Raw genomic sequence first — 22,505 nt, 5'->3', positions numbered from 1 at the left:
TAGCGCTATTTACACCGCCGGAAAGTGTGTTTAGATCCGCAACGTAAACTGTACTTTTCGCCACTTCTTTTTTACTCAAAAGAGAACCTATGAAACGTAAAATAATTGCGGGTTTGTTGCTGGCAGGTCTTACCGGGAATGCTTACAGCACACCGTTACAGGAAGATTCAGAATCCATTCTGCTGACCTTGGGTGATACTAATTCCGCACGCGTCACCACCTGTGAGGAATTTATTGCCCTGCGGCGCTCCGGCGAAACCGTTGCCGGTTATCCTGATATGCCGGACAGATTTATGACCGCAGCCAGAGACTCACTGATTGACTGTTATCTGACCCACTATGCCCTCGATCACAGGCTGACTGAAATCACCCCGGCGCCGAAAACGCCCACCCTGAAAGATGTGGTTGATCATTTCCCGGCCACTGCGGCCATTGCGATCAGTGATGAAGAAGTCGCGAAAGTGAAAACGCAATATCAGGGCAAAACCATCAGCCAGAAAGATGATGATTTAAAACCTGACGGTGATAACCGGTTAGTTTCAGCCAAAAACGCTGAGGGTTATAGGATCAGCGGAATGCGGGTATTTAAAGATAAGGCCGGGAATTTAACGCAGTTTATTACGCTGGGTTCATTTGTTACTGAGGGTAGCTGGGGAACGACAACCACTTACCGGATTATCGCGCAGGATAAGCCTGTCTGGGAAATTGAAGAAATCACAGAAAACAGTCCCTTGTAATCGTAGTGATGTCAGTCCAGCAAAATCACTTTGGGGCTGTCGGCCTCGAATAACGGCTTACAGAGGATTTTATAACTGTCGCGGTCAAAATGCGGCACGGCGGTATCAAAGGCTTTGGCGGCTTCCAGCGTATTCACCGTGCCCAGATAGAACCAGTGATTAATGACGTGATAATCGGTCAGCCCGTTGGCTTCTTCGGCGATGGCAATGCGCCCCGGATACGGCCAGCTGCGAATTTTCAGGGTACTGAGCGCATCCCGCAGACGCGCCTGATGGGCCTCCGGCGATTCTTTACCACAACAGACACCGGCGCATTTGCCCAGTGAAAAGCGGAAACACGCGCGGTTTTTTGCCAGTTTCTCCAGCCCCAGCGCGCCGTAACACAGTTTTTCCTGATCGGCTATCTCACGGATTTTTTCGACCGCCGACATCCGGGTTTTAAACAGCCCAAACAGGTCTTCACTGTGGGAAAAATCCACGTCATCACTGAATACAATGCTGGCTGTCAGCCCCTGTAGCCGGACAGAACACAGCTTGCGGGCGGTGCGCAGGCGCTTATTAAACAGCGGCCGCCGGGTTTTGATCAGATCCGATTCCAGCAATAAAGCGCCGACTTCCCCAATCGTTTCAATAAATTCAATATCGCGGGTCATATGCAGAAGTTTGGCTTCGGCAGGATTACGGAAATGCGACATCACGCGGCTGCGGATATTCACGCTTTTACCGATATACAGCGGAAAGGCATTATCGTCGCCGTAAAAAATATAGACGCCGCTGCCGTTAGGTAAATTTTCTAAAGTATGACGAAGATGTTCAGGGTACTGATAGAGCCCGGTAAAAAGCTCTTTTTCGGGATTCCACAAAATAGCTGACCTGCTTTTCTCTAAAAAAATACCGTATAAAAAACAGCCGAATGATACTGATGATTTATACAGCCTTCAACCTTTGTGGAACAAACCTTGTGTAAATGTTGAATGTCAGGACTTACGCCTGCGTACGCAGCTCAATATATTCCTGTCCGCTCAGTAAGCTGGCTAACGCCTTTTCCCGGCTTTCGCGCTGCCCGGATTGTATCCATTGATACAGATTATCAATGTTATCGAAGCGAACGAGGACGGTGTAAATGGTTTCACCATGAACCGGCCGCAGTATTTTAACACTTTGGTAACCGGCAAACCCTGCCGCATCGGCCATCAGTTTCTCCAGCCAGTGTTCATATTCCGTCAGCTTATCCCGCTGTACGCCGTGGGTGATCACCAGAGTAATGTGGTCAGGTTGATGCGGATAAGTCACAGGATGTTCCTTCTGATTAACCGTTGTTCTGGTTAACTGAATGTTGCGTTATATTCATACACGATACGAAATCAACACGATCATTGATAACGGAAATATTTTGGGTTGTTGTTAAACAATTTTTGGGGTGGGGAAAATAATGCGATTAAGCCTTGAAGCGCTGCTGATCCTGGATGCGCTGGACAGACACGGCACGTTTGCCGCAGCGGCCGCCAGACTGTTTAAAACCGCTTCTGCACTGAGTTATACCGTGCAGAAAATGGAAAGTGACCTGAACATCAAACTCCTGGACCGCTCAGGCCACCGCGCGACATTCACACCAACAGGGCGTCTGATGCTGGAAAAAGGCCGTGTGCTGCTGCGTGCCGTCAGCGAACTGGAACAACAGGCGCAGTACGTCGAAAGCGGCTGGGAAAGCAAACTGACCATCAGTGTCGATGCTTCCGTCCCGTTCGCGCTACTTGCGCCGCTGATTGACCGTTTTTACGCAGAACATCAGCACACACAGTTATTGTTCCGCCACGACGTACTGGCCGGTTGCTGGGAAGCGCTGAGTTATGGCGAAGCTGACATCGTATTTGGGGCCGTCCAGGAACCGGTGACGCGCAGCGGTATTGAATACCGCCCGATCGGCTGGCTGGAATATGTGTTTGCCGTCGCGCCGCATCACCCGCTCGCTTCACTGCCGGAACCGCTGGTGCGTGAGCAAATCCGTCAGTATCGCGCGGTGGTGGTTCACGACACGTCCCGCCATGGCACAGGGGCTGATTTACGCGTGCTTGATGAACAGAAAATGCTCAGCGTTCATGATTTTAACGCCAAAGTTCACGCACAAATTGCCGGGCTGGGTTGCGGCTATCTGCCACGTTATCTGGCCGCGCCACATCTCGCCAGCGGTGCGCTGGTTGAGCGTCGTCTCGATACCGAAACCCGCCGCGATCAGGCTTTTATGGCCTGGAACGAAAATGACACCGGCAATGCCGCCATGTGGTGGCGCGAAAACTTACAGGATTTCGACGGGATTGCGGCGGTGTACAGTCACAAATGAAACATGTAAAAAGCCGCATCATGCGGCTTTTTACGGCGATTAACGCACCGAAAGATAATGATGCACCTGAGGTTTATTTTCGCCACGGTGATAACGCGTCACGTCGCTTTGTAAATCGGCATCGGCGTGCGACACACGCTGATGCTGACGCAAATGCTCATGCCAGGATTCCACCAGGAACCATTCCACCAGACGCGACGGGTCATCGCTGTGTTCAGTGATCCCCCACGCATAAGCCCCGTCACGACGGCGTGCCAGCGAAAGTTTGCGGATTTCAGTCAGAAATGCCGGACGATCTTCCTGTGCAATCCTATATTCAATCTGGATCATCACCGGACCGCGATCGCCCTGCACATCCCCTTCGACGACCGGATTATCCCAGTGACCGGCAGGCTGCAAATCCGCCTCGCCTGCGGGCAGTTTCAGCCGCCAGCATACCAGCGCGGCGATAACCAGGCCGCTGCCGGCGAGTAATAGCGCCCCGACCAGACCGATTTCCCGGGCGATTAACCCCCAGAACAGGCTGCCCGCCGCCATCGCGCCGTTAAACACCATCAGATATACCGCCAGACCGCGACCGCGCACCCAGTCGGGCAGCACCGCCTGCGCCACGCCGTTCATGGACGTCAGCGCGATAATCCAGCCAATCCCTAATATCACCATCAGTACCACGGCCAGCCATTTTGCCGGAGACGTTGCCAGCAGCAACATCACGGCGGCGGACAGTAAGGCAGAAAGCAGCACCAGCCCGTCAGCACTCAGTTTCTGGCGTAAACGGGGCAGCAGCAGCGCACCGAAAATCGCGCCAACGCCCACCGCGCCGAGCAGGATGCCGTAAAATCCGGCGGTGCCATGCAGCATATTGCGGGCAATCAGCGGCAACATCGCCCAGATGGCGCTGGCGAAAGCGAAGTAAATCGCCGCACGCAACAGCACACGGTGAAGTTCCTGGCTGGCTTTGACATATCGCAGCCCGGCACGGAACGCACCAAGAAAGTGCTCTGATAACTCATTTTTGGCTTTGACCGGACGCTTCCACCACAGCAAAGCACCAATCACAAAAACATAGCTCATGACATCCGCGCCATAAGCCGCACCGGCACCGAGACTGGCCAGCAATAAGCCGCCTCCCGCAGGCCCGACTGCGCGGGCAATGTTAATTCCCAGCGAGTTCAGCGCGACGGCATTTCGTAAATCAGAACGGGGCACCAGTTCCGGCACAATCGCCTGCCAGGCGGGGCCCATCAGCGCGGCACCGATACCGCCGATAAAGGTCAGCGCGACCAGATATTCCACGGTCAGCAAATTATTGTGCGACAACAGAAGCAAGGTTGCGCTGACGCTCGCCAGCAACAACTGAACAAAAATCAGCAGGCGGCGACGGTCAAGAATATCGGACAACACGCCGGCGGGTATCGCCAGCAAAAAAATCGGCAACGTTGCTGCGGTTTGCATCAGCGCGACCGCCGCAGGGTTTGATGACAGCCCGGTGACTAACCACGAGCTGGCCACATCACGCATAAAACTGCCGGTGTTACCGAGAATGGTGGCTACCCAAATCGTGGCAAATAATCCCTGTTTCAGCGGCGAAAAAGCGCCGCCGTTCGTAACATTATTCTGGCTCATACCCGCCCCTTAATGTCATCCCAGGCGACATAGATAAAAGCGCCGACCAGCCCGATGTGCTCGAAGAAACCGTTCATCATCATGGCGCGTTCCTGTCCCGACACCTGCCAGAAGGCATTCGCCATAAAATTGGCGCTGAAAGTGAACAGCGCCAGTGCCAGCGCACCTGCCCAGCGAAAGCGTCCGGAAAGAATCAGTGCGGACGCGCCCAGTTCCAGCACAATCACGGCTGCGGCCATCGGCGCGGCGGGTGACAAACCAAAATGCTGCATCTCGGCAATCGCGCCGGGAAAATCGAACAGCTTGACGATACCGCCCTGCAAATACGCGGCGCACAGGGCCAGCAGGGCGAACCAGCGGATCACCGCGAAAGGGACAACAGGAGCCGACAGACGGGAAACAGGGGCATGATGCATGATTTCTCTCCTGCCGGAACCTGCCTGAGCACGGTTCCGGCTTGATGGATAAATGAAGAAGGTTACGCTTTACGCTGCGGGGCTTTGTGCACCATGGTGTAGGCATAATCGACGCCCATACCGTACGCACCGCTGTGCTCGCGAACCAGACTCATCACATCGTCGTAAGTCTCTTTGCGTGACCAGTCGCGCTGGTATTCGAGCAGAACTTGCTGCCAGGTCACCGGCACCGCACCGGCCTGCACCATACGGTCAATGGAACGTTCATGTGCGTCCACGCTGGTGCCGCCGGAAGTGTCAGTCACCACATACACTTCATACCCTTCTTTCAGCGCCATCAGTGCCGGGAAAGTCAGACACACTTCTGTCCACAGGGCAGAGATAATCAGTTTTTTACGGCCTGTGGCTTCAACCGCTTTCACGAATGCTGCGTCTTCCCAGGAGTTCATTGAGGTACGCTCAATCGGTTTCACATCCGGATGCACCGCCAGTAACTCCGGCCAGATATAGCCGCTGAAGCTTTCCGTTTCGACCGAGGTGTAAATCACCGGCACGTTAAAAACTTTGCCCGCTTTAGCGAGAGCGACCGTATTATTTTTAAGCTGCTGGCGATCGATATTCGCAACGCCGAATGACATTTGTGGCTGATGGTCGATGAAAATCAGGGTGGAGTTCTGTGGGTCCAGCAGATCGAATTTAGACATTTTCATTTCCTCTCAGAGTGCATTGTTGGGTTGTGTGTTTGTATTTCACGTTGTGTTGTTGTGCTGCTGGAATTAACAATAGGTCAGGACATCAAAAGCGGATAGCGGAAAGAATTTGGCAACTTGTTCAGATTTTTTTGACAGGCACTTCCCTCTCTATACCATCGTAAATCCCCATTACTTTCAGTCTGATAGCAACAACAAAATCTTTTAACGACTTGTCAAAAATAACCCATTATCAATATTTCCCAGCCATGCCTAATGTTGTTTGCAACACAACACACACCCTGTTTAAAACCTGCAAATAATCGCTGAGGAAATATAAAAATGAGCACATTCAATACCCAAGACGGCACTCAAATTTATTATAAAGACTGGGGCAAAGGTAAGCCGGTGTTATTCAGCCACGGCTGGCCGCTGGATGCCGATATGTGGGACAGCCAGATGAATTTCCTGGCCGATCGCGGCTACCGCGTTATCGCTTTTGACCGTCGTGGTTTTGGCCGTTCAGAACAGCCTTGGGAAGGTTACAACTACGACACTTTCGCCTCTGACATCAACGATCTGATTGAGCATCTCGACCTGCATGACGTTACGCTGGTCGGCTTCTCGATGGGCGGCGGCGACGTCACCCGCTACATCAGCCGTTACGGTTCAGAACGCGTCACCAGCCTGGTCCTGCTGGGTGCGGTCACACCGCTGTTTATTAAAACGGATGATCATCCGCAGGGCGTGGATAAATCAGTATTTGACGGCATCCGGGCCGGTTTACTGAAAGACCGTGCGCAGTTCATCAGCGATTTTGCGACACCGTTCTACGGCACCCATCAGGGGATGACCGTTTCCGACGGCGTGATGACACAGACGCTGAACATTGCGCTGATGGCGTCGCTGAAAGGCACCGTCGATTGTGTCACGGCCTTCTCTGAAACAGATTTCCGCCCGGATATGGCAAAAATTACCGTGCCGACGCTGGTTATTCACGGCAGCGCGGATCAGATCGTGCCGTTCGAAGCCACCGGTAAACTGGCGGCAGAAATGATTAAAAACGCAGAACTGAAAATCTATGAAGGCGCACCGCACGGTTTTGCCGTGACCCATCAGGATCAGCTGAACGACGATTTGCTGGCATTCCTCACCGGTATTGCTCACGCGTAAATAACGTCAGCCGCAGAAACGAAAAGGCATTCCCGCAAAGGAATGCCTTTTTCTTTTGAGCATGCTTTAAGCGCTTCGTTTAAGAAATCCGCCGTCAGACTACTACCGGCAGTTTATCCAGAATCGCCTGTGCGGTATTCACGTCCGTCACTAATGAATTGATCATCCCTGAACGCACGGCACCGATAATCCCTGCCGCTTTTTCCGGCGTTGCCGCCACGCCGATAGTCAGCGGCGTTTTGCGCAACTGTTCAACCGAGGCCGCAATCATCCGCTCCTCACCTTCCCAGTGCAATAACTCGCCGGTTCCCGTGAAGTAATGGCGCAGCACATCGCCTGCGGCATCGCTCAGCGCCTGCTCGCCGGGCGTCGCGGTGGTGGATTCGCTCGGTTTCGGGGTATGCGTCAGGCCCACGCCAACAATAGCCGCATCGAGCCTGTCCCACAGTGAAATGATTTCCTGCACACTCGGGTCCGAGAGAAACGCATCACGCAATTCCGCCGACGAAAGATAAGGGGCGTGAAGGAAATACGGCGTGCCTTCCATCTGTTCCGCCGCACGGCGCACGAACTCGGTTATCTGAAAATGCGGCGCAGATTGTTGCATACCGCCGTTGAGCGCCACAGTCATGATCCCCGGCAGACGAGGCATACCGGCCAGCGTGACTTCGCGCACCGCTCTTCCCCAGCCAATACCGAGCACCGATCCCGCCCCTAAACCGGCTTCCTGTAAAAGAGAGGCCAGCGGCGTCGCCAGCGCGCCGAGCACATTGCCCGGCGGTGCATCCACAACATACGCATGTTTAAGACCGAGACGTTTTATCAGGTCTGCCGTCATGTCTTCCGGTGACGATAATCCCACCACTTCGATGCGCACAATCCCCGCCGCGCGGGCTTTATTCAGCAACCGGGAGATGGTTGCCGTCGACACATCCAGCTTGCGTGCAATCTCCACCTGAGACATATCAGACTCGTAATGCAGCTTCGCCACCAGATGCATCATGGCACGCGTCGCTGCAATATCTTGCAAAATTGGCTCTTTCAGCTTGAAATTCCTTTCAGTAATGAATTACACTCAAATTGTCGATTGAGGGATTATTGCGCAACACCTGTAAAAATGCAATGTGCCGGATCGGGCTTCAACCCTTGTAATACGGCATGTTACGCGATTTTCCGCCCCGTTTGTTCAGGGGGTAAACACAGAACGTCCAGTGTAATCGAGATTTTTTAATCTGTAATAAATTTCACGCAAAGGAGAGTTCCATGTCAAAAATGTCCACGTCAGAATTACGCAGCTATCAGCAGATTTGCGGCAAAAACGGCGCGATGATGGTGATCGCCTGTGACCAGCGCGGTGCCATGCGCAGCCTGCTCGCCAGCGACCCGCAACAACAATCTGCCATTTCAGAACACGAACTCGGGCTGATTAAAGCCGACATCACGCAATATCTTGCCAGCAAAGCCTCCTGCGTACTGGTCGATCCGGTCTGTGCCGTGCCGCAACTGGTGGACAACGGCATTATTGCCCGCGATACCGCGCTGCTGATTGGCCTGGATGCGTCAGGCTGGGACACTTCACCGGAAGGTTACCGTCTGTCGCGGCTGGTGGAGAATGTCGATGCGCGTCGTGTGCGTGAACTCGGCGCGACCGGCGGCAAAATTATGGTGTATCTGCGTTCAGACCAGGAAGCGGCAAACCGTCATAACATGGATATTCTGCGCCAGTGCATTGAAGATTTCGCCCGCGAAGACCTGCTGCTGGTGGTGGAGTTCCTGACCTATCAACTCGACAACGAAACCGGGGAAGAATATAAAGAAAAAGTCCCGTCTCTGATTTATGGCGGCACGAAGATTTGTCTGGAATGCGGCGCGAAGGTGTTGAAACTGCCTTATCCTGGCTCAAAACAAGCCTGTGCCGACATCACGAAACTCGCGGGCGACGTGCCGTGGGCCGTACTTTCTGCGGGCGTTGACCATTCCACCTTCCTCAAACAAGTGGCTGATGCCATGAGCGAAGGCGCATCAGGCGTTATTGCGGGCCGTTCATTGTGGAAAGATTGCATCTCACTGGACCGCAACGCGACGAAATCCCGTCTGGAATCGCTGGCGGTACCGCGTCTGAACGAACTTCAGGCCGTCATTGAACAGCATTTCCATGCACCGTCACACAACCAGACACAACAGGTGGAACATGTCTGAAAACAGAAGCACCTCACGAAATGGCTTTACCAGCAAACGCGTGATCCTGGTGAACGGGATCCCGGCGTCAGGTAAAAGCCGGCTCGCCGTTGAGCTTTCTGCATACAGCGGCTGGCTGCAACTGTCGCTTGATGGCATTAAAAATCCATTTCTTCAGCGATTAGAGAATGTTGACCGCCCTTTTAACCGCGTGCTCGGGCTGGCAAGTTATCAGGTTATCTGGGACATCATCGGCGGCGCGCCGCAGGGCAGCACCTTTATTGTCGATGCGTGGTTTGGTTTTCAGCCCCAAGAGGTGTTGCAGGATTATCTGCAACGGGCGGGCGTCACGCAGGTGGTGGAAATCTGGTGCCAGATTGATGCTGAACTGGCGGCCGAACGATTTTCCTCACGACTGGGCGAACGTTTACCGGGCCATGTCGGGGCAGAATATATTCCCGAATTAAAAATTCTCGCCGGAAATGCACGACCAATAACCTCAGGGCCAGTTTATTCTGTTGATCAGAATGTTATCGGACAAAATAAGCCTGTAAATATTGTTGATATTCATACGTGGATAATGAATTCATTCAACACACAAATTCAATAAATACTGACCGGAGGAAATATTCATTTACTGAGAAAGTAAGTTAATTCTGATATCAGGATCTTGTTAAGCCTCTACTATCATTCATTCTTTCAGGTTGTTTGAAATTATTATCGTTCATTGATGGCTAATAGGATTGGATAGATCACAGTTTTTATTTTAATTAAATATCATACTGAGAAAAGACCCTATTCATATGAAGAGGTATTATGTTAAGCGACTGGATTAATGAAAATAACACGCAAATCATTAGCAAAACAGATGACTGGAAAAGTGCCGTGGCATTTGCCGTGCAACCATTAATTGATTCGGGCGCAGCGGAAAGTCGTTATCTTCAGGCTATATATGATATGCACCGCGAAATCGGGCCTTATTATGTTTTGGGCGAAGGTATTGCCATGCCGCACGCCCGGCCGGAAGAAGGGGTTAACCGGACGGCACTGTCTCTGGTCATTGTTTCAGAAGGCGTTGAGTTTGGCAGTGAAGGTAATGATCCGGTTTACGTTATCTTCGCGCTGGCCGCGGTGGACAGCCATTCGCACATCGAAATGATTGCCAGCCTTTCCCATCTGTTCTGCGATGACGAGGCAGCGGAACGATTAAAACGCAGTAAAAACAAGCAGGAAGCATTAGAAATTATCCGGCAGTTTTAGACGTGAAGTGAAAAAAGATAAACATAACCCTTTATGTACACCTACAAAGAACGTAAGGAAAAATGATGAAAAAGCTATCAATCCTGGCGGTATGCGGTGCGGGTCTGGGCAGCAGTTTTGCCTGTGAAATGAGTATCGAAGCGGCACTGAAGGATCTGGGTGTGGAAGCCGATTTATCACATTGTGATATTTCCAGCGCCACCTCTTCAAGAGCCGACATTATTATGACCGGCGAAAACTTCAGATCACAATTCCAGCATTACAGCATTAACGCCAATATTATTTACCTGAAAAGACTGGTAGATAAAAATGAAATAAAGACCAAGCTGACACCCATTCTTCAGGAAATGGGACACCTGGCCACGTAATAACACGCCAACTTAATTCACAACACTTATAAATCGACAGAACAATTACCGTGAACTCTACAGGGGACGCTTATGTCTTTCCTTCACTTTATTGTCAATGACGTATTAGGCCAGGCATCAATTTTAATATCACTGATCGCCATGATTGGTCTGATCGCTTTAAAGAAAAGCACTGGGCAAATTATTACCGGCACATTAAAAACGCTGCTGGGTTTTTTGGTCCTGCTTTCCGGTGCCAGCATTATAGTTAATGCCCTGACCTTTCTGGGGGAAATATTCCAGAAAGGGTTTCATATGCGCGGGATTGTTACCGACGTCGGCTCAATTGCCGGTATCGCTCAGCAAACCCTCGGGCGTGAAACCGCATTAATTATGGTTCTGGCGTTTATCGTCAATATCCTGATTGCCCGCCTGACCCGTTTCAAATACATCTTTCTCACCGGACAGGCCTCCCTGTGGATGGCCACGGTGTGTTCCGTTATCGGGTATATGGGCGGTTTGCGCGGTACGGAGCTGATCCTGACCGGCGGCATTATTGCGGGCATTATGGCCGTCGGGATGCCGGTGCTGGCTCAGCCGATCGTGCGTAAAATCACCGGTTCCGATGATATTGCACTCGGCCATTTTTGCACCATCGGTTATATCGTGCAGGCGGGCGTGGCGAAAATCACCGGCGATGTCAGTAAAAGCACCGAAGATTTCGAGCTGCCGCAATCTTTCTCTTTTCTGCAGGACACCTACCTGTCGATGATGGTGGTGATGATCCCGATTTACCTGATCCCGGCGATTGCCGCAGGGCCGGAAGTCGTCGCGCCTTACGCCAGTAACGTCAACTATCTGGTCTATTCGTTCCTGCAATCCATTCAGTTTGTGGTCGGTGTTTACGTTCTGCTGTCGGGTGTCCGCCTGTTGCTGGCAGAAATCGTACCGGCATTTCGCGGCATCGCCCTGCGCATCGTGCCGAACGCCATCCCGGCACTCGATTGCCCGGTGCTGTTCCCGTATGCACCGAACGCCGTCATTATCGGCTTCATCTCCACCACCATTGGTTCCGTCATCGGCATGTTCCTGTTTCCGAGCCTCGGGCTGGCGATGATTTTACCGGGCATGCTGACCAACTTCTTCGCGGGTGGCACAGCGGGTATCTTCGGCAATGCCGTCGGCGGACGGCGCGGCGCAATTATCGGCGGTATCTTCCACGGCCTGTTTATCACCCTGCTGCCTGCGCTGTTGCTGCCGCTGCTGGGTAAGTTTGGCTTCTCGAATGTGACGTTCAGTGACTCAGACGTCATCAGCGTCGGGCTGGTATTCGGCCACATTCTCAACTTCTTCCACTAAGCGAACCGGAGGGCCTTCTTTATGGATAAAAGTTTGGACACACGCATCGGACAAATTTTAGCGCAACAGTTGCCGCCACAGGCGTCAGCGAAAGCACTTAATGAACTGGGAAAACAGTATCAGGAACAGCAGGATCTGGACGCGGCCATTGCCTGCTGGGAGCAAAGCATGGCCTGTTACGGCAAACCCGGCTTTGCCCAGGCACAGCTGATGAAAGCCTACAATGCCCGGCGACGGCAGTGCTCTGAAGCCGGTGACGGCAAAGGGCTGGAGCAGTATTCTGAAAAAATCGATGCACTGATGCAGCAAAGTAAGGATGCCATCCGCTACGGATTCTGAGGCACTCAAAAGCCGGAACAGAGGTTCCGGCTTTTGTTTTGCATATCTTTATTCTTCCCAATCCTTACGTAGAATAGATTTTGCCCCCGCCGTGAGGGCCTAATAACGAAGGATTTACTATGCCGATGATCCGTCTGGAAATGTTTCCTGGCCGTACCCCTGAACAAAAACGTGACTTTGTTCGCGAAGTGACCCGCCTGGCGGCAGAAACCCTGAAATGTAAACCTGAAAGTGTGGATGTGGTGATCACTGAAATACCAAAATCACATTGGGCAAAAGGGGGAGTGTTGCCGGAAGAATAACAGGAGGAGATGAATCGTTGTCAGCCAGCACAAAGTGAATGTGCTGGCTGAGCAACGGATAAGGATGTTTTTACTGCTGTAACGATTTCGTCCGCTGCGCAAAGCTCTTGCGCAACTTTTGCAATTTCGGCGGGATCACCGCCATGCAATAACGGTTCTGCTGCCCCGCACCATCCCAGTAATTCTGGTGATAACCTTCAGCCACGTACACTTCACCGAGGGGTTCGATGCTGGTGACAATGGGATCACTGTGGTCATGCTGCGCGCGCAGTATAGCCGCTTCTGCCTCGGCTTTTTGCTGTTCGTTAGCCGGGAAAATCGCCGAACGGTATTGCGTGCCGACGTCATTTCCCTGGCGGTTAAGCTGGGTCGGATCGTGCGTCACAAAGTGGATATCCAGCAGATCACCATAAGTCAGTTTTTCCGGGTCAAACCCTACGCGGATGGCTTCCGCATGACCGGTCGTGCCGGTACAAACCTGCTCATAATTCGGATTCGGACGACGCCCGCCGGTGTAGACACTTTCCACCGACTCCACGCCGATGACGTCTTTGAACACCGCTTCCGTACACCAGAAACAGCCGCCACCGAAAATAGCGTATTCGATTGTCATACAGACTCCTTCACTGAGGGGATAGAGGAAATATGGGGACGGATAAAGCTGAGATAAAGGTATGGCATTAAAAAAACAGAATGTGAAATGCTTATCGCCGGTAAATTATATTATTTTGCGCCTGCTTATTTCCCTGTAAATAGTGTTGATATTGTGTCTGATTGATCTGACTTTTTTTTCGTGGCAGACTCACTGGCATTGAAATACATGGAATTCCCCTATGAAAGATGTCATTGAAGGTTTCCTCAGATTCCAGAAAGAGGCGTTTCCACAACGTTCTAAGTTATTCAAAAAACTCGCGTTAAACCAAAATCCGAAGACCCTGTTTATATCCTGTTCTGACAGCCGGTTAGTGCCGGAATTAGTCACACAGCGGGAACCGGGCGAACTGTTTGTTATCCGTAATGCCGGTAATATCGTGCCGCCATTCGGGCCGGAACCGGGCGGCGTTTCCGCTACGGTGGAATACGCCGTCATGGCGCTGGGCGTGAAAGATATCGTCATCTGCGGGCACTCCAACTGCGGTGCGATGAGCGCGATTGCCAACTGCACCTGTCTGGATCACATGCCTGCAGTCGCGCACTGGCTGCGTTATTCCGATGCCGCGAAAGCCATCAATGAATCCATCGAACACGAAAATCCGGAAGCCCGCGTGAACGGAATGGTGCATCAGAACGTCGTGGCCCAGTTGAGTAACCTGCGTACACACCCTTGCGTGGCGGTCGCGCTGGCGAAAGGGGAAATTACCCTGCACGGCTGGGTTTATGATATTGAATCAGGTTGTATCGAAGCCTTTGATGCAAAAAGCGGAGCCTTTATTTCGCTGTCCGATAATCCTGAAGTCAGAGCCAGTTAATTAGAAACGCCGGCATGTCAGATTGCCGGCATTTAAAACGGAACATTTTCAAAAATGTTCCGTTTTATAAATCAGCGGGTTAAACGAATTTATATTTTCGTCCGCACCTTTCAGCCGACAATATTTCCCCACCTGAACGACACTTAACCGCTTTCTCCTTCAATGCCATCGCGAGAATAATTCATGCCTGTTATCACGTTGAACCGTCTGGCCGATTGTCCTGCCGCACAGTGGGATGCGCTGGTGCCTGCGCAACAGCCTTTCCTCAGCTATGCATTTTTATCCGCGCTGGAAGACAGCGGCAGCCTGGGACCGCATTCCGGCTGGCGTCCGCAGCATCTTCTCTGGCAGGAAAACGGGGAAATCCGCGCCGCCATTCCCGGCTATCGCAAACGCCATTCTTATGGTGAATACGTGTTTGATCAGGGCTGGGCAGATGCCTGTCAGCGTTCAGGCATTGCCTATTACCCGAAATGGCTGGGTGCAGTGCCCTTCAGCCCGGTGACCGGCGCGCGGCTGCTGGGCGAGGAGTCTGCTGCGATCCGCCTGTTGCAGGCATTGCCGGATTATCTGCAAGAGAACGGCCTGACCGGCGCGCACATCAATTTTACCGACGAGCGCGCCAACCGGCTGATGGGTCATGAAGCCGTCTGGCAGCACCGGCAGGGCCTGCAATATCACTGGCAAAACCGGGGTTATCGCGATTTTCAGGATTACCTCGACGCGCTGACGTCGCGCAAGCGTAAACAGTTTCGCAAAGAGCGCGAACAGGTGGCCGCGCAGGGAATTGATTTTGTCTGGCTGGAAGGCGCGCAGTTGACTGAAGCACAATGGGATTTTGTGTATGCCTGCTACAGCAACACCTATCACATTCGCGGTCAGTCACCGTATCTGACCCGCGCTTTCTTCAGCCTGCTGGCGGAAAGAATGCCGGAGGCGATCCGCGTGGTATTCGCACAGCTTAACGGTCGCGACGTAGCGATGGCGTTCAGCTTAATCAGTGGGGATACATTTTATGGCCGCTACTGGGGATGCGTGGCGGAATTCGACCGGCTGCATTTTGAGACCTGTTTCTATCAGGGCATGGCATACGCGATTGCCAGCGGGCTGGCGCGCTTCGATGCGGGAGCACAAGGGGAACACAAACTGCTGCGCGGTTTTGAGCCGGTGATCACCGACTCCTGGCACTATTTACGCCATCCGGGGTTGCGTGACGCCGTGGAAGATTTTCTGGTGGAAGAACGTGCCGCCGTGCAGCGCTGGGCGGACGAAGCCCGCCAAGTGCTGCCCTACCGGCACGACGTCTGTTAAGTGCGGGCCTTAATCCATGCCGACAAATCCGCCGGTCTGGTGTTGCCACAAGCGCGCATAAAGCCCGCCGTGCGCCAGCAGTTCGGCATGATTGCCCGTCTCGACAATCTGGCCTTTTTCCAGCACGACAAGACGGTCCATTTTGGCAATCGTCGATAAGCGGTGTGCAATGGCAATCACCGTTTTGCCGCCCATCAGGGTTTCCAGACTTTCCTGAATCGCCGCTTCCACTTCGGAATCCAGCGCCGACGTGGCTTCATCCATGATCAGAACCGGTGCGTTTTTCAGTAACACGCGGGCAATCGCAATACGCTGACGCTGGCCGCCGGAGAGTTTGACGCCACGCTCACCGACATGCGCATCCAGACCGGTTCTGCCCAGGGAATCATAAAGCTGCGGAATAAATTCATCGGCACGCGCCTGACGGATGGCCAGTTGCAACTCCTCTTCTGTCGCCCCCGGCCTGCCGTACAGCAGGTTATCGCGGATTGAACGGTGCAGCAGCGAGGTGTCCTGCGTGATCATGCCAATTTGCGCGCGCAGGCTTTCCTGGGTGACCTCGGCGATATTCTGCTGATCAATCAGAATGCGGCCACCGTCGATGTCATACAGGCGCAGCAGCAGATTTACCAGCGTGGATTTCCCTGCGCCGGAAGGCCCGATCAGGCCGATCTTCTCGCCGGGGCGGATCGCCAGATCCAGATTCGGGATCACTCTGCCGCCATTCTCTTTACCGTGATTTTCTTTACCGTAGTTAAAATCGATATGATCAAAGTGGATCGCCCCCTGATCCACTTTCAGCGCTTTCGCCTGCGGGATATCCGTGACCGTCAGCGGCCGCGCAATGGTATGCAGGCCATCCTGCACCATGCCGATATTTTCGAAAATACCGTTCACCACCCACATGATCCAACCTGACATATTCACGATACGAATAACCAGACCCGTCGCCAGGGCGATAGCCCCGACGCTTATCAGCGACTGTGTCCACAACCACAAGGCCAGACCGGTGGTGCTGACAATCAGCAATCCGTTCAGCGTGGTGACCGACACGTCCATGCCGGTGACCAGACGCCCGGCCAGTTGGGTTTTCTCGGTCTGTTCGGTAATGGCTTCGCGTGCATATTTCTGCTCGAGATCGGTATGCGCAAACAGCTTCAGCGTCGTGATGTTGGTGTAACCGTCGACGATGCAGCCCATCAGTTTTGAACGCGCTTCCGATGACTGCACCGAGCGTTGTTTCACGCGCGGCACGAAATAGCGCAGACAGATACCGTAGCCGAAAATCCAGATAATCAGCGGGATCATCAGCCGCCAGTCCGCCTCGGCAAACAGGAACAGCGCACTGGCGGCGTAAATGACCACGTGCCAGATGGCGTCCACCGCCTGCACCGCAGAATCGCGCAGCGAGCTACCGGTCTGCATAATGCGCTGGGCAATACGTCCGGCGAAATCGCTCTGGAAAAAGTTCAGGCTCTGTTTGAGGACGTATTTGTGGTTCTGCCAGCGGATCATGCTGGTCATACCGGGACTGATGGTCTGGTGAACCAGCAAATCATGCAGCCCGATAAACACCGGCCGCAGGATCATCGCCACCGCCGCCATCCATAAAAGCTCGCCCCGATGGTCGGTGAAAAAACTGCCCGGCGGTGTGTCTTTGGTCAGGTCGATAATCTGGCTGAGATAGCTGAACAGCGAGACTTCAATCAGCGCGCCGATCAACCCCACCACCAGTAAAATGGCGAAACTCGGCCAGACCTGGCGCAGATAATAAAGATAGAAAGGCAGAACCTGATCCGGCGGCTCAGCGGCCGGTGCCTCACGGAAGATGTCGATCATTCGCTCGAAACGGCGAAACAGCATAGCGATCCCCTTGATGATATCCCTGTCGGCGCTGCTGGTTTCCATGCCATTTCAACGCCGTAAAGGGCAAAGCTTAGTGCAAATCGCCGGGATTGCGGCCGGTTATTTCTTCAGCACCGCATCTTTTTGCAACAGCGACAGGACAAACGCCAGCAGCATCACGCACGCGGCAATCAGATATACCGAGTGCAGCGCCGAACCAAAGGCCTGCAAATAATCAGTACGGATGTCGGCCGGTAATTCCTGCACCGCCTGCGCACCCAGCGAACGCGGAAGCACCGTGCCTTCGGGGATCAGCACCACCAGTTGATCATGCAGCACGTGAGTGAAAATCGCGCCAAACATCGCCACGCCAATCGAACCGCCAATCGAACGGAACAGCGTCACCCCGGAGGTGGCCACGCCCATCTGTTTCATCGATACCGCATTTTGCACCGCCAGCACCAGCACCTGCATCACCATCCCCAGCCCGAGGCCAAGTACACCGATGTAGAGATACAACATATGCACCGGCGTGCTGACTTTCAGAAAGCCCAGCAGCACCATACCGGCAAAACTCAGTAATGTTCCGATAATCGGGAAGATGCGGTAACGCCCGAAATGGCTGATCAGCCGCCCGCTGATAATCGAACTGACCAGCAGTGCCCCCATCAGCGGCAGCAGTTGCATCCCGGCTTCTGACGGTGACGAGCCTTTCACCACCTGCAAATACAGCGGCAGGAAGGTCATCGACCCCATCAGAGACATCCCGATAATAAAGCTGATCGCACAACTCAGCAGGAACGTGCGGTCGCGGAACAAACCCAGCGGAATGATCGGCTCGGCCGCCAGCGTCTCTTCATAAATAAAGCCACCAAGGGTCACCAGCCCGAACGCCAGAATGCACCACAGTTGCGGATCCGACCACTGATACACCGTGCCGCCTTCGCTGGTGAACAAGATGATGCAGGTCAGCGCCGCCGCGAGATAACCCGCGCCGAGAAAATCGATTTCATGGCGGATACGCGCAGTCTGCGATTTTAGCGCCACACCAATCACCAGCAGGGCGAAAATCCCCAGCGGCAGATTGATGTAGAAAATCCAGCGCCATGAAATATGCTCAACCAGAAAACCGCCGATCAGCGGGCCGATGACGGTCGCCAGACCAAATACCCCGCCGAACAGCCCCTGATATTTCCCGCGTTCTGATGGCGGAATCACATCACCGACCGCCGCCATGCTGACCACCATCAGCCCGCCGCCGCCAAGCCCCTGTAAGGCACGCATCAGGATCAACTGCGTCATGTTTTGCGCCAGTCCGCACAATACCGAACCGAGCAGAAACACGATGATCGCCGTTTGCAGCACAATTTTGCGGCCGAGCAGATCACCAAACTTACCGTACAGCGGCACCACAATCGTCGAGGCCAGCAGATATGAGGTCACCACCCACGAGAGCTGATCCAGCCCGCCGAGTTCACTGACGATGGTCGGCAGCGCGGTGGCCACTATCGTCTGGTCGAGTGCGGCCAGCAGCATCACCAGCAGCAGCGCGGAGAACAGCAGCTTTATTGATGGCTTGTGCTCCGCCGCATCGCTCTGTGCCGAATTTATTGTCGTCATGAATGACATCCTGACTTGTAATTAATTAACTGTATAATTAATATTGAAGCATCAAATTCATCTGGTCAATGGATCACCCTTCTTATGGCAGACAGAAAAATCTCAGATATGGCTGGATCCGCACAAAAGGATCAAACGCAAGCCACCACGCCCGCGCGTCGTCCGGGTCGCCCTCACAGTGCCAAAAAAGGCGCGGATAAGCGCGAACTGCTGCTGGACACGGCCCTGAAACTGTTTGCCCAATACGGCATCGCCGAAACGCCACTGAGCATGATCGCCAAAGAAGCAGGCGTCACGACCGCCATGCTGCATTACTATTTCAGGACCCGTGAACATCTGCTGGACGTGATGATCGACGAACGTTTTCAGCCGGTCCGCGCCGGATTTACGGACATTTTCCAAACGCACGCCGATGACCCGCTGATGGCGATCACTAACATGGCGCAGTGCATGATTGATGCGGCAGAAAAATACCCTTGGGTGGCACCGCTGTGGGTGCGCGAAGTCATCAGCGAAAGCGGTATGCTGAAAAAACGCATGGAAGAACGTAACGGTGACAGGAACCGCAAAATCGTGCAGGAATGCATTACCCGCTGGCAGGCCGAAGGCAAACTGAATCCGGATCTCAATCCGGCATTGCTGTTCATTTCCCTGTTCGGCCTGACGCTGTTCCCGATGGCCTCAATGAAAATGAGACAGGAAGGCGCCTCGCCGATTTCCCCCGATATGCTGCGCAAACACGTCGCCCTTTTGCTGTTCCACGGCGTTGCACCGCAGAAGCCGTAAGCGGATCCCCGGCCAGCGCGGGTACCGCCGCGCAACTCTCTTAAAACCCTCTTTTTTGTAATGAAAAATACTGCGCGGACTCCTTTATGATGTAACAAAAGTGTTGCTGTTAATCAGGGAATGCCGTTCAATATGAAGGGAATGCCACCGTTAATCCTCGCCTTACTCGCCAGTTCGTTAGTGCTGACTATCGGACGTGGCGTCACACTGCCGTTTATCACTATTTATCTGACTGAGCACTATCATCTGCTGCCCAAAAGCGTCGGGATTATTCTCGGTGCCAGTCTGGCGATCGGCATTCTCAGTAGTCTGTACGGCGGCTATCTGGTGGATAAATTCCATCACCGGACGCTGATTACCGTCTCAATCAGCCTGTTCGGACTGAGCTTTTTACTGCTGCCGTTTCTGCCAAATGTGACCGGCGTGCTGCTGGTTCTGGCGCTGCTCAATGCCTCTTACGCCCTGCTCAGTATCACGCTCAAAGCCTGTATCGCCAGCTGGTTGCCGGTAGAAAAAAGGGTGAAGGCATTTTCGATGAACTATACGCTGGTGAATGTCGGCTGGGCGGTGGGCTCGTCGCTTGGCGTGTGGCTGGCGGGCTTCAGCCCGCTGCTGCCGTTCATGATTTCCGGCATGCTGGCACTCAGCACCGTGATTTCCCTCACCTGGGGATTGCGCAATATCCCGCATCAGCCGCCGCAAACAGAACAGGAACAGAAACCGCTGCCGAAACCGAACCTCCGTCAGACACTGAGCATTCTGGCCCATGACCGCCGCCTGATTTACTTCACGCTGGGCAGTACGCTGGGTTCGGTGGTGTTCGGGCAATTTGCCGGTTATCTGTCGCAGTATCTGATTCTGGTGTCAAACGCCGATTTTGCCTACAAAATCATCGGCGCGGTGATGATCACCAACGCCGTGATTGTTATCGCCTTCCAGTACGTCTTAAGCAGCCGGATGAAACAAAACAGCCTGCTGAAATGGCTGCTGCTCGGCACCATTTTCTTCATCATCGGCCTGATCGGCTTTATGACCGCCGGACAATCGGTGCTGTTCTGGGTGATCGCGATGGCGATTTTCAGCTTTGGCGAACTGATTGTTATCCCGGTGGAATATATGTTTATCGACTTTATCGCACCGGAAAATATGAAGGGCAGCTATTACGGCATGCAGAACCTGAGCAATCTGGGTGGCGCGATAAACCCGGTCATGTGCGGTTTTCTGCTCAGTTACACCGCCCCGCCGGTAATGTTTATCGCACTGATCGCCGCCTCGGTTGGCGGCCTGGTGTTCTTCTGGATGGGGCACCGGCTGGCGGCTAATACAACGCGCCCGCCTGCAATCTGAGGGTGTCCATCAGCCCGATATAAGGATGCGGACCATAGCTTATCCGGCTGACACCCGCCGCCGTGAGTCCGGCCAGCGGCGGTGTCAGGTTCACCATCCTGATAACCCTGCGCCGCCGCACATGACCAGCTTCCGGTCGCGATGGCTTTTGCTCCTGCCTGCTCCTCGTTTAACGGCTCAGCGCCATTCTTCGTTCGTGTTCAATCAGCCACCGCTTGCGCCATAATCCGCCGCCGTAACCGGTAAGCGATCCATCAGCACCGATGACGCGATGACAAGGGATCAGGATTGAAATCTGATTAGCGCCGTTGGCACGGGCTACCGCGCGGGAAGCCGTTGCCTGCCCGATATCCGCCGCCAGCGCGGAATAACTGCGCAGCTCACCTGCCGGAATCGCCCTGAGTGCATCCCAGACTTTGCGGGTAAATAACGAACCAAACTCTGCCAGCGGTGTGGCAAACGTATGTTTTTCGCCCGCGAAATAGGCGGTCAGCTCCTGTTCAACCTGATCAATCAGGGGCGTTCGTCCAAAAATAATTTCAGATGACGTGAGCAGTTTCAGCCGCTCAATTTCATTGGGTAATGCCGGACGATCAATAAACTCCAGCAGATACAGCGCGTCGCGACTGGCAATCGCCAGCATGGAACCGATCGGCGTATCCAGCCAGTCTGCTTTCAGAAACTGATGCTTTCTGACCTGGCTGGGATTACTGCCGATTTGCCGGGTAAGCGCTGCACGGAATCCGCTGCCAGATTCAAAACTGGCATCCAGTTGCGCCTCAATCACGGCTTCACCCTTGGCAAGCGCATCAATGCCCTTGCCGATCCGCCGCAAACGCGCCATTTCCAGAAAGGTGATGCCAAACTGTCGCTTAAAAGCCCGGCGGACGGTGGAAGGATCAACGTTCATCGCCTGTACATCGCCCTCGCTCCACTTTCTGCCCGGCTCGTTTTCCAGCGCAGCCAGCAATTTCAGTACCAGCGGGTCTTTTTCTCCGCCCTGCATCAGCGGCTGGCAGCGTTTACACGGGCGAAACCCGGCCTCCATCGCGCTGACTATCGACGGATAAAATACTGAATTCTCACGTTTAGGTTTTCGTGCCGGACAAGTCAGACGGCAGAAAATACCGGTGCTTTTGACGCCGACAAAAGCAAAGCCGTCGTAAGCCGGGTCACGGGCAATCAGCGCAGCATAAAGAACATCATCGTCAGGCAAATCGAACAGCATGATTTTACTCACAGGCTGGATACGTGAGGAAAAGCATAGGGGAATTTCAGCGGGAGAAGCGACGTTTTTCGGGCGTTGATTTTAACTATTTCCGTTAATCCTTTCCGACAAGAGTATCCGTGCCCGGCAGGA

General features: G+C 53.5%; 25 protein-coding genes. 14 read left to right on the top strand and 11 right to left on the bottom strand.

Annotation, left to right across the window (positions count from 1 at the left end; all coding sequences use genetic code 11):
- The first annotated feature begins 89 nt into the window (after positions 1 to 89).
- The gene (locus RAHAQ2_RS00915; RefSeq protein ID WP_014333455.1) at positions 90 to 737 is read left to right on the top strand and encodes a hypothetical protein; all 648 of its coding nucleotides are present in this window, start codon (positions 90 to 92) and stop codon (positions 735 to 737) included.
- Between the two features lie 11 nt (positions 738 to 748).
- Here the strand turns inward: RAHAQ2_RS00915 and cho are convergent, their stop codons facing one another.
- Both cho and RAHAQ2_RS00905 read right to left on the bottom strand, forming a co-directional pair.
- A complete protein-coding gene (gene cho, locus RAHAQ2_RS00910) occupies positions 749 to 1,600 on the bottom strand; it encodes an excinuclease Cho (RefSeq protein ID WP_014333454.1) in 852 nt (283 codons plus the stop codon).
- A gap of 121 nt (positions 1,601 to 1,721) precedes the next feature.
- Positions 1,722 to 2,030 carry a putative antibiotic biosynthesis monooxygenase gene (locus tag RAHAQ2_RS00905; protein WP_014333453.1) on the bottom strand — a complete coding sequence of 103 codons (309 nt, stop codon included), beginning with the start codon at positions 2,028 to 2,030 and terminating at the stop codon, positions 1,722 to 1,724.
- Positions 2,031 to 2,169: 139 nt separating this feature from the next.
- On the opposite strand from RAHAQ2_RS00905, the gene RAHAQ2_RS00900 reads away from it, so the two are divergent.
- Positions 2,170 to 3,078 (top strand): LysR family transcriptional regulator, encoded by a 909-nt coding sequence (locus RAHAQ2_RS00900; RefSeq protein WP_014333452.1) that lies wholly within the window; start codon positions 2,170 to 2,172, stop codon positions 3,076 to 3,078.
- A 39-nt stretch (positions 3,079 to 3,117) separates the two neighbouring features.
- Here RAHAQ2_RS00900 and RAHAQ2_RS00895 read toward each other — a convergent pair whose 3' ends face one another.
- From RAHAQ2_RS00895 to RAHAQ2_RS00885, 3 genes are all read right to left on the bottom strand, one after another.
- Complete coding sequence (locus tag RAHAQ2_RS00895) at positions 3,118 to 4,704, bottom strand: MFS transporter (protein ID WP_014333451.1); 1,587 nt, start codon at positions 4,702 to 4,704, stop codon at positions 3,118 to 3,120.
- Positions 4,701 to 5,120, bottom strand: coding sequence for a DoxX family protein (locus RAHAQ2_RS00890; RefSeq protein ID WP_014333450.1), 420 nt, complete (start codon positions 5,118 to 5,120; stop codon positions 4,701 to 4,703). The genes RAHAQ2_RS00895 and RAHAQ2_RS00890 overlap by 4 nt, the downstream gene beginning before the upstream one ends.
- A gap of 62 nt (positions 5,121 to 5,182) precedes the next feature.
- Complete coding sequence (locus RAHAQ2_RS00885) at positions 5,183 to 5,824, bottom strand: hydrolase (RefSeq protein WP_014333449.1); 642 nt, start codon at positions 5,822 to 5,824, stop codon at positions 5,183 to 5,185.
- A 327-nt stretch (positions 5,825 to 6,151) separates the two neighbouring features.
- Between RAHAQ2_RS00885 and RAHAQ2_RS00880 the strand changes: the two genes are divergently transcribed.
- Positions 6,152 to 6,982 (top strand): alpha/beta fold hydrolase, encoded by an 831-nt coding sequence (locus tag RAHAQ2_RS00880; RefSeq protein WP_014333448.1) that lies wholly within the window; start codon positions 6,152 to 6,154, stop codon positions 6,980 to 6,982.
- A 94-nt stretch (positions 6,983 to 7,076) separates the two neighbouring features.
- Here the strand turns inward: RAHAQ2_RS00880 and RAHAQ2_RS00875 are convergent, their stop codons facing one another.
- On the bottom strand, positions 7,077 to 8,012 hold the full coding sequence (locus RAHAQ2_RS00875; protein ID WP_014333447.1) for a sugar-binding transcriptional regulator: 936 nt from the start codon (positions 8,010 to 8,012) through the stop codon (positions 7,077 to 7,079).
- Positions 8,013 to 8,245: 233 nt separating this feature from the next.
- On the opposite strand from RAHAQ2_RS00875, the gene RAHAQ2_RS00870 reads away from it, so the two are divergent.
- From RAHAQ2_RS00870 to RAHAQ2_RS00840, 7 genes are all read left to right on the top strand, one after another.
- Positions 8,246 to 9,181, top strand: a complete 936-nt coding sequence (locus RAHAQ2_RS00870) for a tagatose-bisphosphate aldolase (protein WP_014333446.1) — start codon at positions 8,246 to 8,248, stop codon at positions 9,179 to 9,181.
- Entirely contained in the window at positions 9,174 to 9,770 is a 597-nt protein-coding gene (locus RAHAQ2_RS00865) for a P-loop nucleotide/nucleoside kinase family protein (RefSeq protein WP_014333445.1), read from the top strand. The genes RAHAQ2_RS00870 and RAHAQ2_RS00865 overlap by 8 nt, the downstream gene beginning before the upstream one ends.
- Before the next feature lie 206 nt (positions 9,771 to 9,976).
- Positions 9,977 to 10,420: a PTS sugar transporter subunit IIA gene (locus RAHAQ2_RS00860; RefSeq protein WP_014333444.1), complete on the top strand. Its 444-nt coding sequence runs from the start codon at positions 9,977 to 9,979 to the stop codon at positions 10,418 to 10,420.
- Between the two features lie 65 nt (positions 10,421 to 10,485).
- Positions 10,486 to 10,788, top strand: a complete 303-nt coding sequence (locus tag RAHAQ2_RS00855; RefSeq protein WP_014333443.1) for a PTS sugar transporter subunit IIB — start codon at positions 10,486 to 10,488, stop codon at positions 10,786 to 10,788.
- A gap of 72 nt (positions 10,789 to 10,860) precedes the next feature.
- Positions 10,861 to 12,126: a PTS sugar transporter subunit IIC gene (locus tag RAHAQ2_RS00850; RefSeq protein WP_014333442.1), complete on the top strand. Its 1,266-nt coding sequence runs from the start codon at positions 10,861 to 10,863 to the stop codon at positions 12,124 to 12,126.
- Positions 12,127 to 12,147: 21 nt separating this feature from the next.
- Positions 12,148 to 12,465, top strand: coding sequence for a hypothetical protein (locus RAHAQ2_RS00845; RefSeq protein ID WP_014333441.1), 318 nt, complete (start codon positions 12,148 to 12,150; stop codon positions 12,463 to 12,465).
- Between the two features lie 119 nt (positions 12,466 to 12,584).
- Positions 12,585 to 12,767 carry a 4-oxalocrotonate tautomerase gene (locus tag RAHAQ2_RS00840; protein ID WP_013573502.1) on the top strand — a complete coding sequence of 61 codons (183 nt, stop codon included), beginning with the start codon at positions 12,585 to 12,587 and terminating at the stop codon, positions 12,765 to 12,767.
- A 70-nt stretch (positions 12,768 to 12,837) separates the two neighbouring features.
- Here RAHAQ2_RS00840 and msrA read toward each other — a convergent pair whose 3' ends face one another.
- A complete protein-coding gene (gene msrA / locus RAHAQ2_RS00835; RefSeq protein ID WP_013573501.1) occupies positions 12,838 to 13,380 on the bottom strand; it encodes a peptide-methionine (S)-S-oxide reductase MsrA in 543 nt (180 codons plus the stop codon).
- 220 nt (positions 13,381 to 13,600) lie between these two features.
- On the opposite strand from msrA, the gene RAHAQ2_RS00830 reads away from it, so the two are divergent.
- Together RAHAQ2_RS00830 and RAHAQ2_RS00825 are read left to right on the top strand one after the other, a co-directional pair.
- Positions 13,601 to 14,236 (top strand): carbonic anhydrase, encoded by a 636-nt coding sequence (locus tag RAHAQ2_RS00830; RefSeq protein ID WP_014333440.1) that lies wholly within the window; start codon positions 13,601 to 13,603, stop codon positions 14,234 to 14,236.
- A 183-nt stretch (positions 14,237 to 14,419) separates the two neighbouring features.
- Entirely contained in the window at positions 14,420 to 15,547 is a 1,128-nt protein-coding gene (locus tag RAHAQ2_RS00825; protein WP_014333439.1) for a GNAT family N-acetyltransferase, read from the top strand.
- A gap of 9 nt (positions 15,548 to 15,556) precedes the next feature.
- On the opposite strand, the gene RAHAQ2_RS00820 is transcribed toward RAHAQ2_RS00825, so the two are convergent.
- Both RAHAQ2_RS00820 and RAHAQ2_RS00815 read right to left on the bottom strand, forming a co-directional pair.
- Positions 15,557 to 17,410: an ABC transporter ATP-binding protein gene (locus RAHAQ2_RS00820; protein WP_014333438.1), complete on the bottom strand. Its 1,854-nt coding sequence runs from the start codon at positions 17,408 to 17,410 to the stop codon at positions 15,557 to 15,559.
- Between the two features lie 102 nt (positions 17,411 to 17,512).
- On the bottom strand, positions 17,513 to 19,012 hold the full coding sequence (locus RAHAQ2_RS00815) for an MDR family MFS transporter (protein WP_014333437.1): 1,500 nt from the start codon (positions 19,010 to 19,012) through the stop codon (positions 17,513 to 17,515).
- 84 nt (positions 19,013 to 19,096) lie between these two features.
- Between RAHAQ2_RS00815 and RAHAQ2_RS00810 the strand changes: the two genes are divergently transcribed.
- Positions 19,097 to 19,798, top strand: a complete 702-nt coding sequence (locus RAHAQ2_RS00810) for a TetR/AcrR family transcriptional regulator (RefSeq protein ID WP_014333436.1) — start codon at positions 19,097 to 19,099, stop codon at positions 19,796 to 19,798.
- A 132-nt stretch (positions 19,799 to 19,930) separates the two neighbouring features.
- Positions 19,931 to 21,145 (top strand): MFS transporter, encoded by a 1,215-nt coding sequence (locus RAHAQ2_RS00805; protein WP_014333435.1) that lies wholly within the window; start codon positions 19,931 to 19,933, stop codon positions 21,143 to 21,145.
- Here the strand turns inward: RAHAQ2_RS00805 and RAHAQ2_RS25425 are convergent.
- Together RAHAQ2_RS25425 and RAHAQ2_RS00800 are read right to left on the bottom strand one after the other, a co-directional pair.
- Positions 21,117 to 21,242, bottom strand: a complete 126-nt coding sequence (locus RAHAQ2_RS25425) for an isocitrate lyase/phosphoenolpyruvate mutase family protein (protein ID WP_238532052.1) — start codon at positions 21,240 to 21,242, stop codon at positions 21,117 to 21,119. The genes RAHAQ2_RS00805 and RAHAQ2_RS25425 overlap by 29 nt on opposite strands.
- A 72-nt stretch (positions 21,243 to 21,314) precedes the next feature.
- Complete coding sequence (locus RAHAQ2_RS00800) at positions 21,315 to 22,385, bottom strand: bifunctional transcriptional activator/DNA repair enzyme AdaA (RefSeq protein WP_238532051.1); 1,071 nt, start codon at positions 22,383 to 22,385, stop codon at positions 21,315 to 21,317.
- Positions 22,386 to 22,505: the final 120 nt, after the last annotated feature.

This window comes from Rahnella aquatilis CIP 78.65 = ATCC 33071, from assembly GCF_000241955.1.
GTDB classification, from domain to species: domain Bacteria; phylum Pseudomonadota; class Gammaproteobacteria; order Enterobacterales; family Enterobacteriaceae; genus Rahnella; species Rahnella aquatilis.
Note: the sequence above shows the minus strand (reverse complement) of the source record. Positions and strands in the feature narration are given on the sequence as shown.

Bases quoted from the DNA above. Each gene is read 5' to 3' on its own strand.
- RAHAQ2_RS00915 (WP_014333455.1), top strand. From the start codon at position 90: ATGAAACGTAAAATAATTGCGGGTTTGTTGCTGGCAGGTCTTACCGGG.
- RAHAQ2_RS00900 (WP_014333452.1), top strand. From the start codon at position 2,170: ATGCGATTAAGCCTTGAAGCGCTGCTGATCCTGGATGCGCTGGACAGA.
- RAHAQ2_RS00895 (WP_014333451.1), bottom strand. From the start codon at position 4,704: ATGAGCCAGAATAATGTTACGAACGGCGGCGCTTTTTCGCCGCTGAAA.
- RAHAQ2_RS00890 (WP_014333450.1), bottom strand. From the start codon at position 5,120: ATGCATCATGCCCCTGTTTCCCGTCTGTCGGCTCCTGTTGTCCCTTTC.
- RAHAQ2_RS00885 (WP_014333449.1), bottom strand. From the start codon at position 5,824: ATGTCTAAATTCGATCTGCTGGACCCACAGAACTCCACCCTGATTTTC.
- RAHAQ2_RS00880 (WP_014333448.1), top strand. From the start codon at position 6,152: ATGAGCACATTCAATACCCAAGACGGCACTCAAATTTATTATAAAGAC.
- RAHAQ2_RS00870 (WP_014333446.1), top strand. From the start codon at position 8,246: ATGTCAAAAATGTCCACGTCAGAATTACGCAGCTATCAGCAGATTTGC.
- RAHAQ2_RS00865 (WP_014333445.1), top strand. From the start codon at position 9,174: ATGTCTGAAAACAGAAGCACCTCACGAAATGGCTTTACCAGCAAACGC.
- RAHAQ2_RS00860 (WP_014333444.1), top strand. From the start codon at position 9,977: ATGTTAAGCGACTGGATTAATGAAAATAACACGCAAATCATTAGCAAA.
- RAHAQ2_RS00855 (WP_014333443.1), top strand. From the start codon at position 10,486: ATGAAAAAGCTATCAATCCTGGCGGTATGCGGTGCGGGTCTGGGCAGC.
- RAHAQ2_RS00850 (WP_014333442.1), top strand. From the start codon at position 10,861: ATGTCTTTCCTTCACTTTATTGTCAATGACGTATTAGGCCAGGCATCA.
- RAHAQ2_RS00845 (WP_014333441.1), top strand. From the start codon at position 12,148: ATGGATAAAAGTTTGGACACACGCATCGGACAAATTTTAGCGCAACAG.
- RAHAQ2_RS00840 (WP_013573502.1), top strand. From the start codon at position 12,585: ATGCCGATGATCCGTCTGGAAATGTTTCCTGGCCGTACCCCTGAACAA.
- msrA (WP_013573501.1), bottom strand. From the start codon at position 13,380: ATGACAATCGAATACGCTATTTTCGGTGGCGGCTGTTTCTGGTGTACG.
- RAHAQ2_RS00830 (WP_014333440.1), top strand. From the start codon at position 13,601: ATGAAAGATGTCATTGAAGGTTTCCTCAGATTCCAGAAAGAGGCGTTT.
- RAHAQ2_RS00825 (WP_014333439.1), top strand. From the start codon at position 14,420: ATGCCTGTTATCACGTTGAACCGTCTGGCCGATTGTCCTGCCGCACAG.
- RAHAQ2_RS00820 (WP_014333438.1), bottom strand. From the start codon at position 17,410: ATGCTGTTTCGCCGTTTCGAGCGAATGATCGACATCTTCCGTGAGGCA.
- RAHAQ2_RS00815 (WP_014333437.1), bottom strand. From the start codon at position 19,012: ATGACGACAATAAATTCGGCACAGAGCGATGCGGCGGAGCACAAGCCA.
- RAHAQ2_RS00810 (WP_014333436.1), top strand. From the start codon at position 19,097: ATGGCAGACAGAAAAATCTCAGATATGGCTGGATCCGCACAAAAGGAT.
- RAHAQ2_RS00805 (WP_014333435.1), top strand. From the start codon at position 19,931: ATGAAGGGAATGCCACCGTTAATCCTCGCCTTACTCGCCAGTTCGTTA.
- RAHAQ2_RS25425 (WP_238532052.1), bottom strand. From the start codon at position 21,242: ATGGTGAACCTGACACCGCCGCTGGCCGGACTCACGGCGGCGGGTGTC.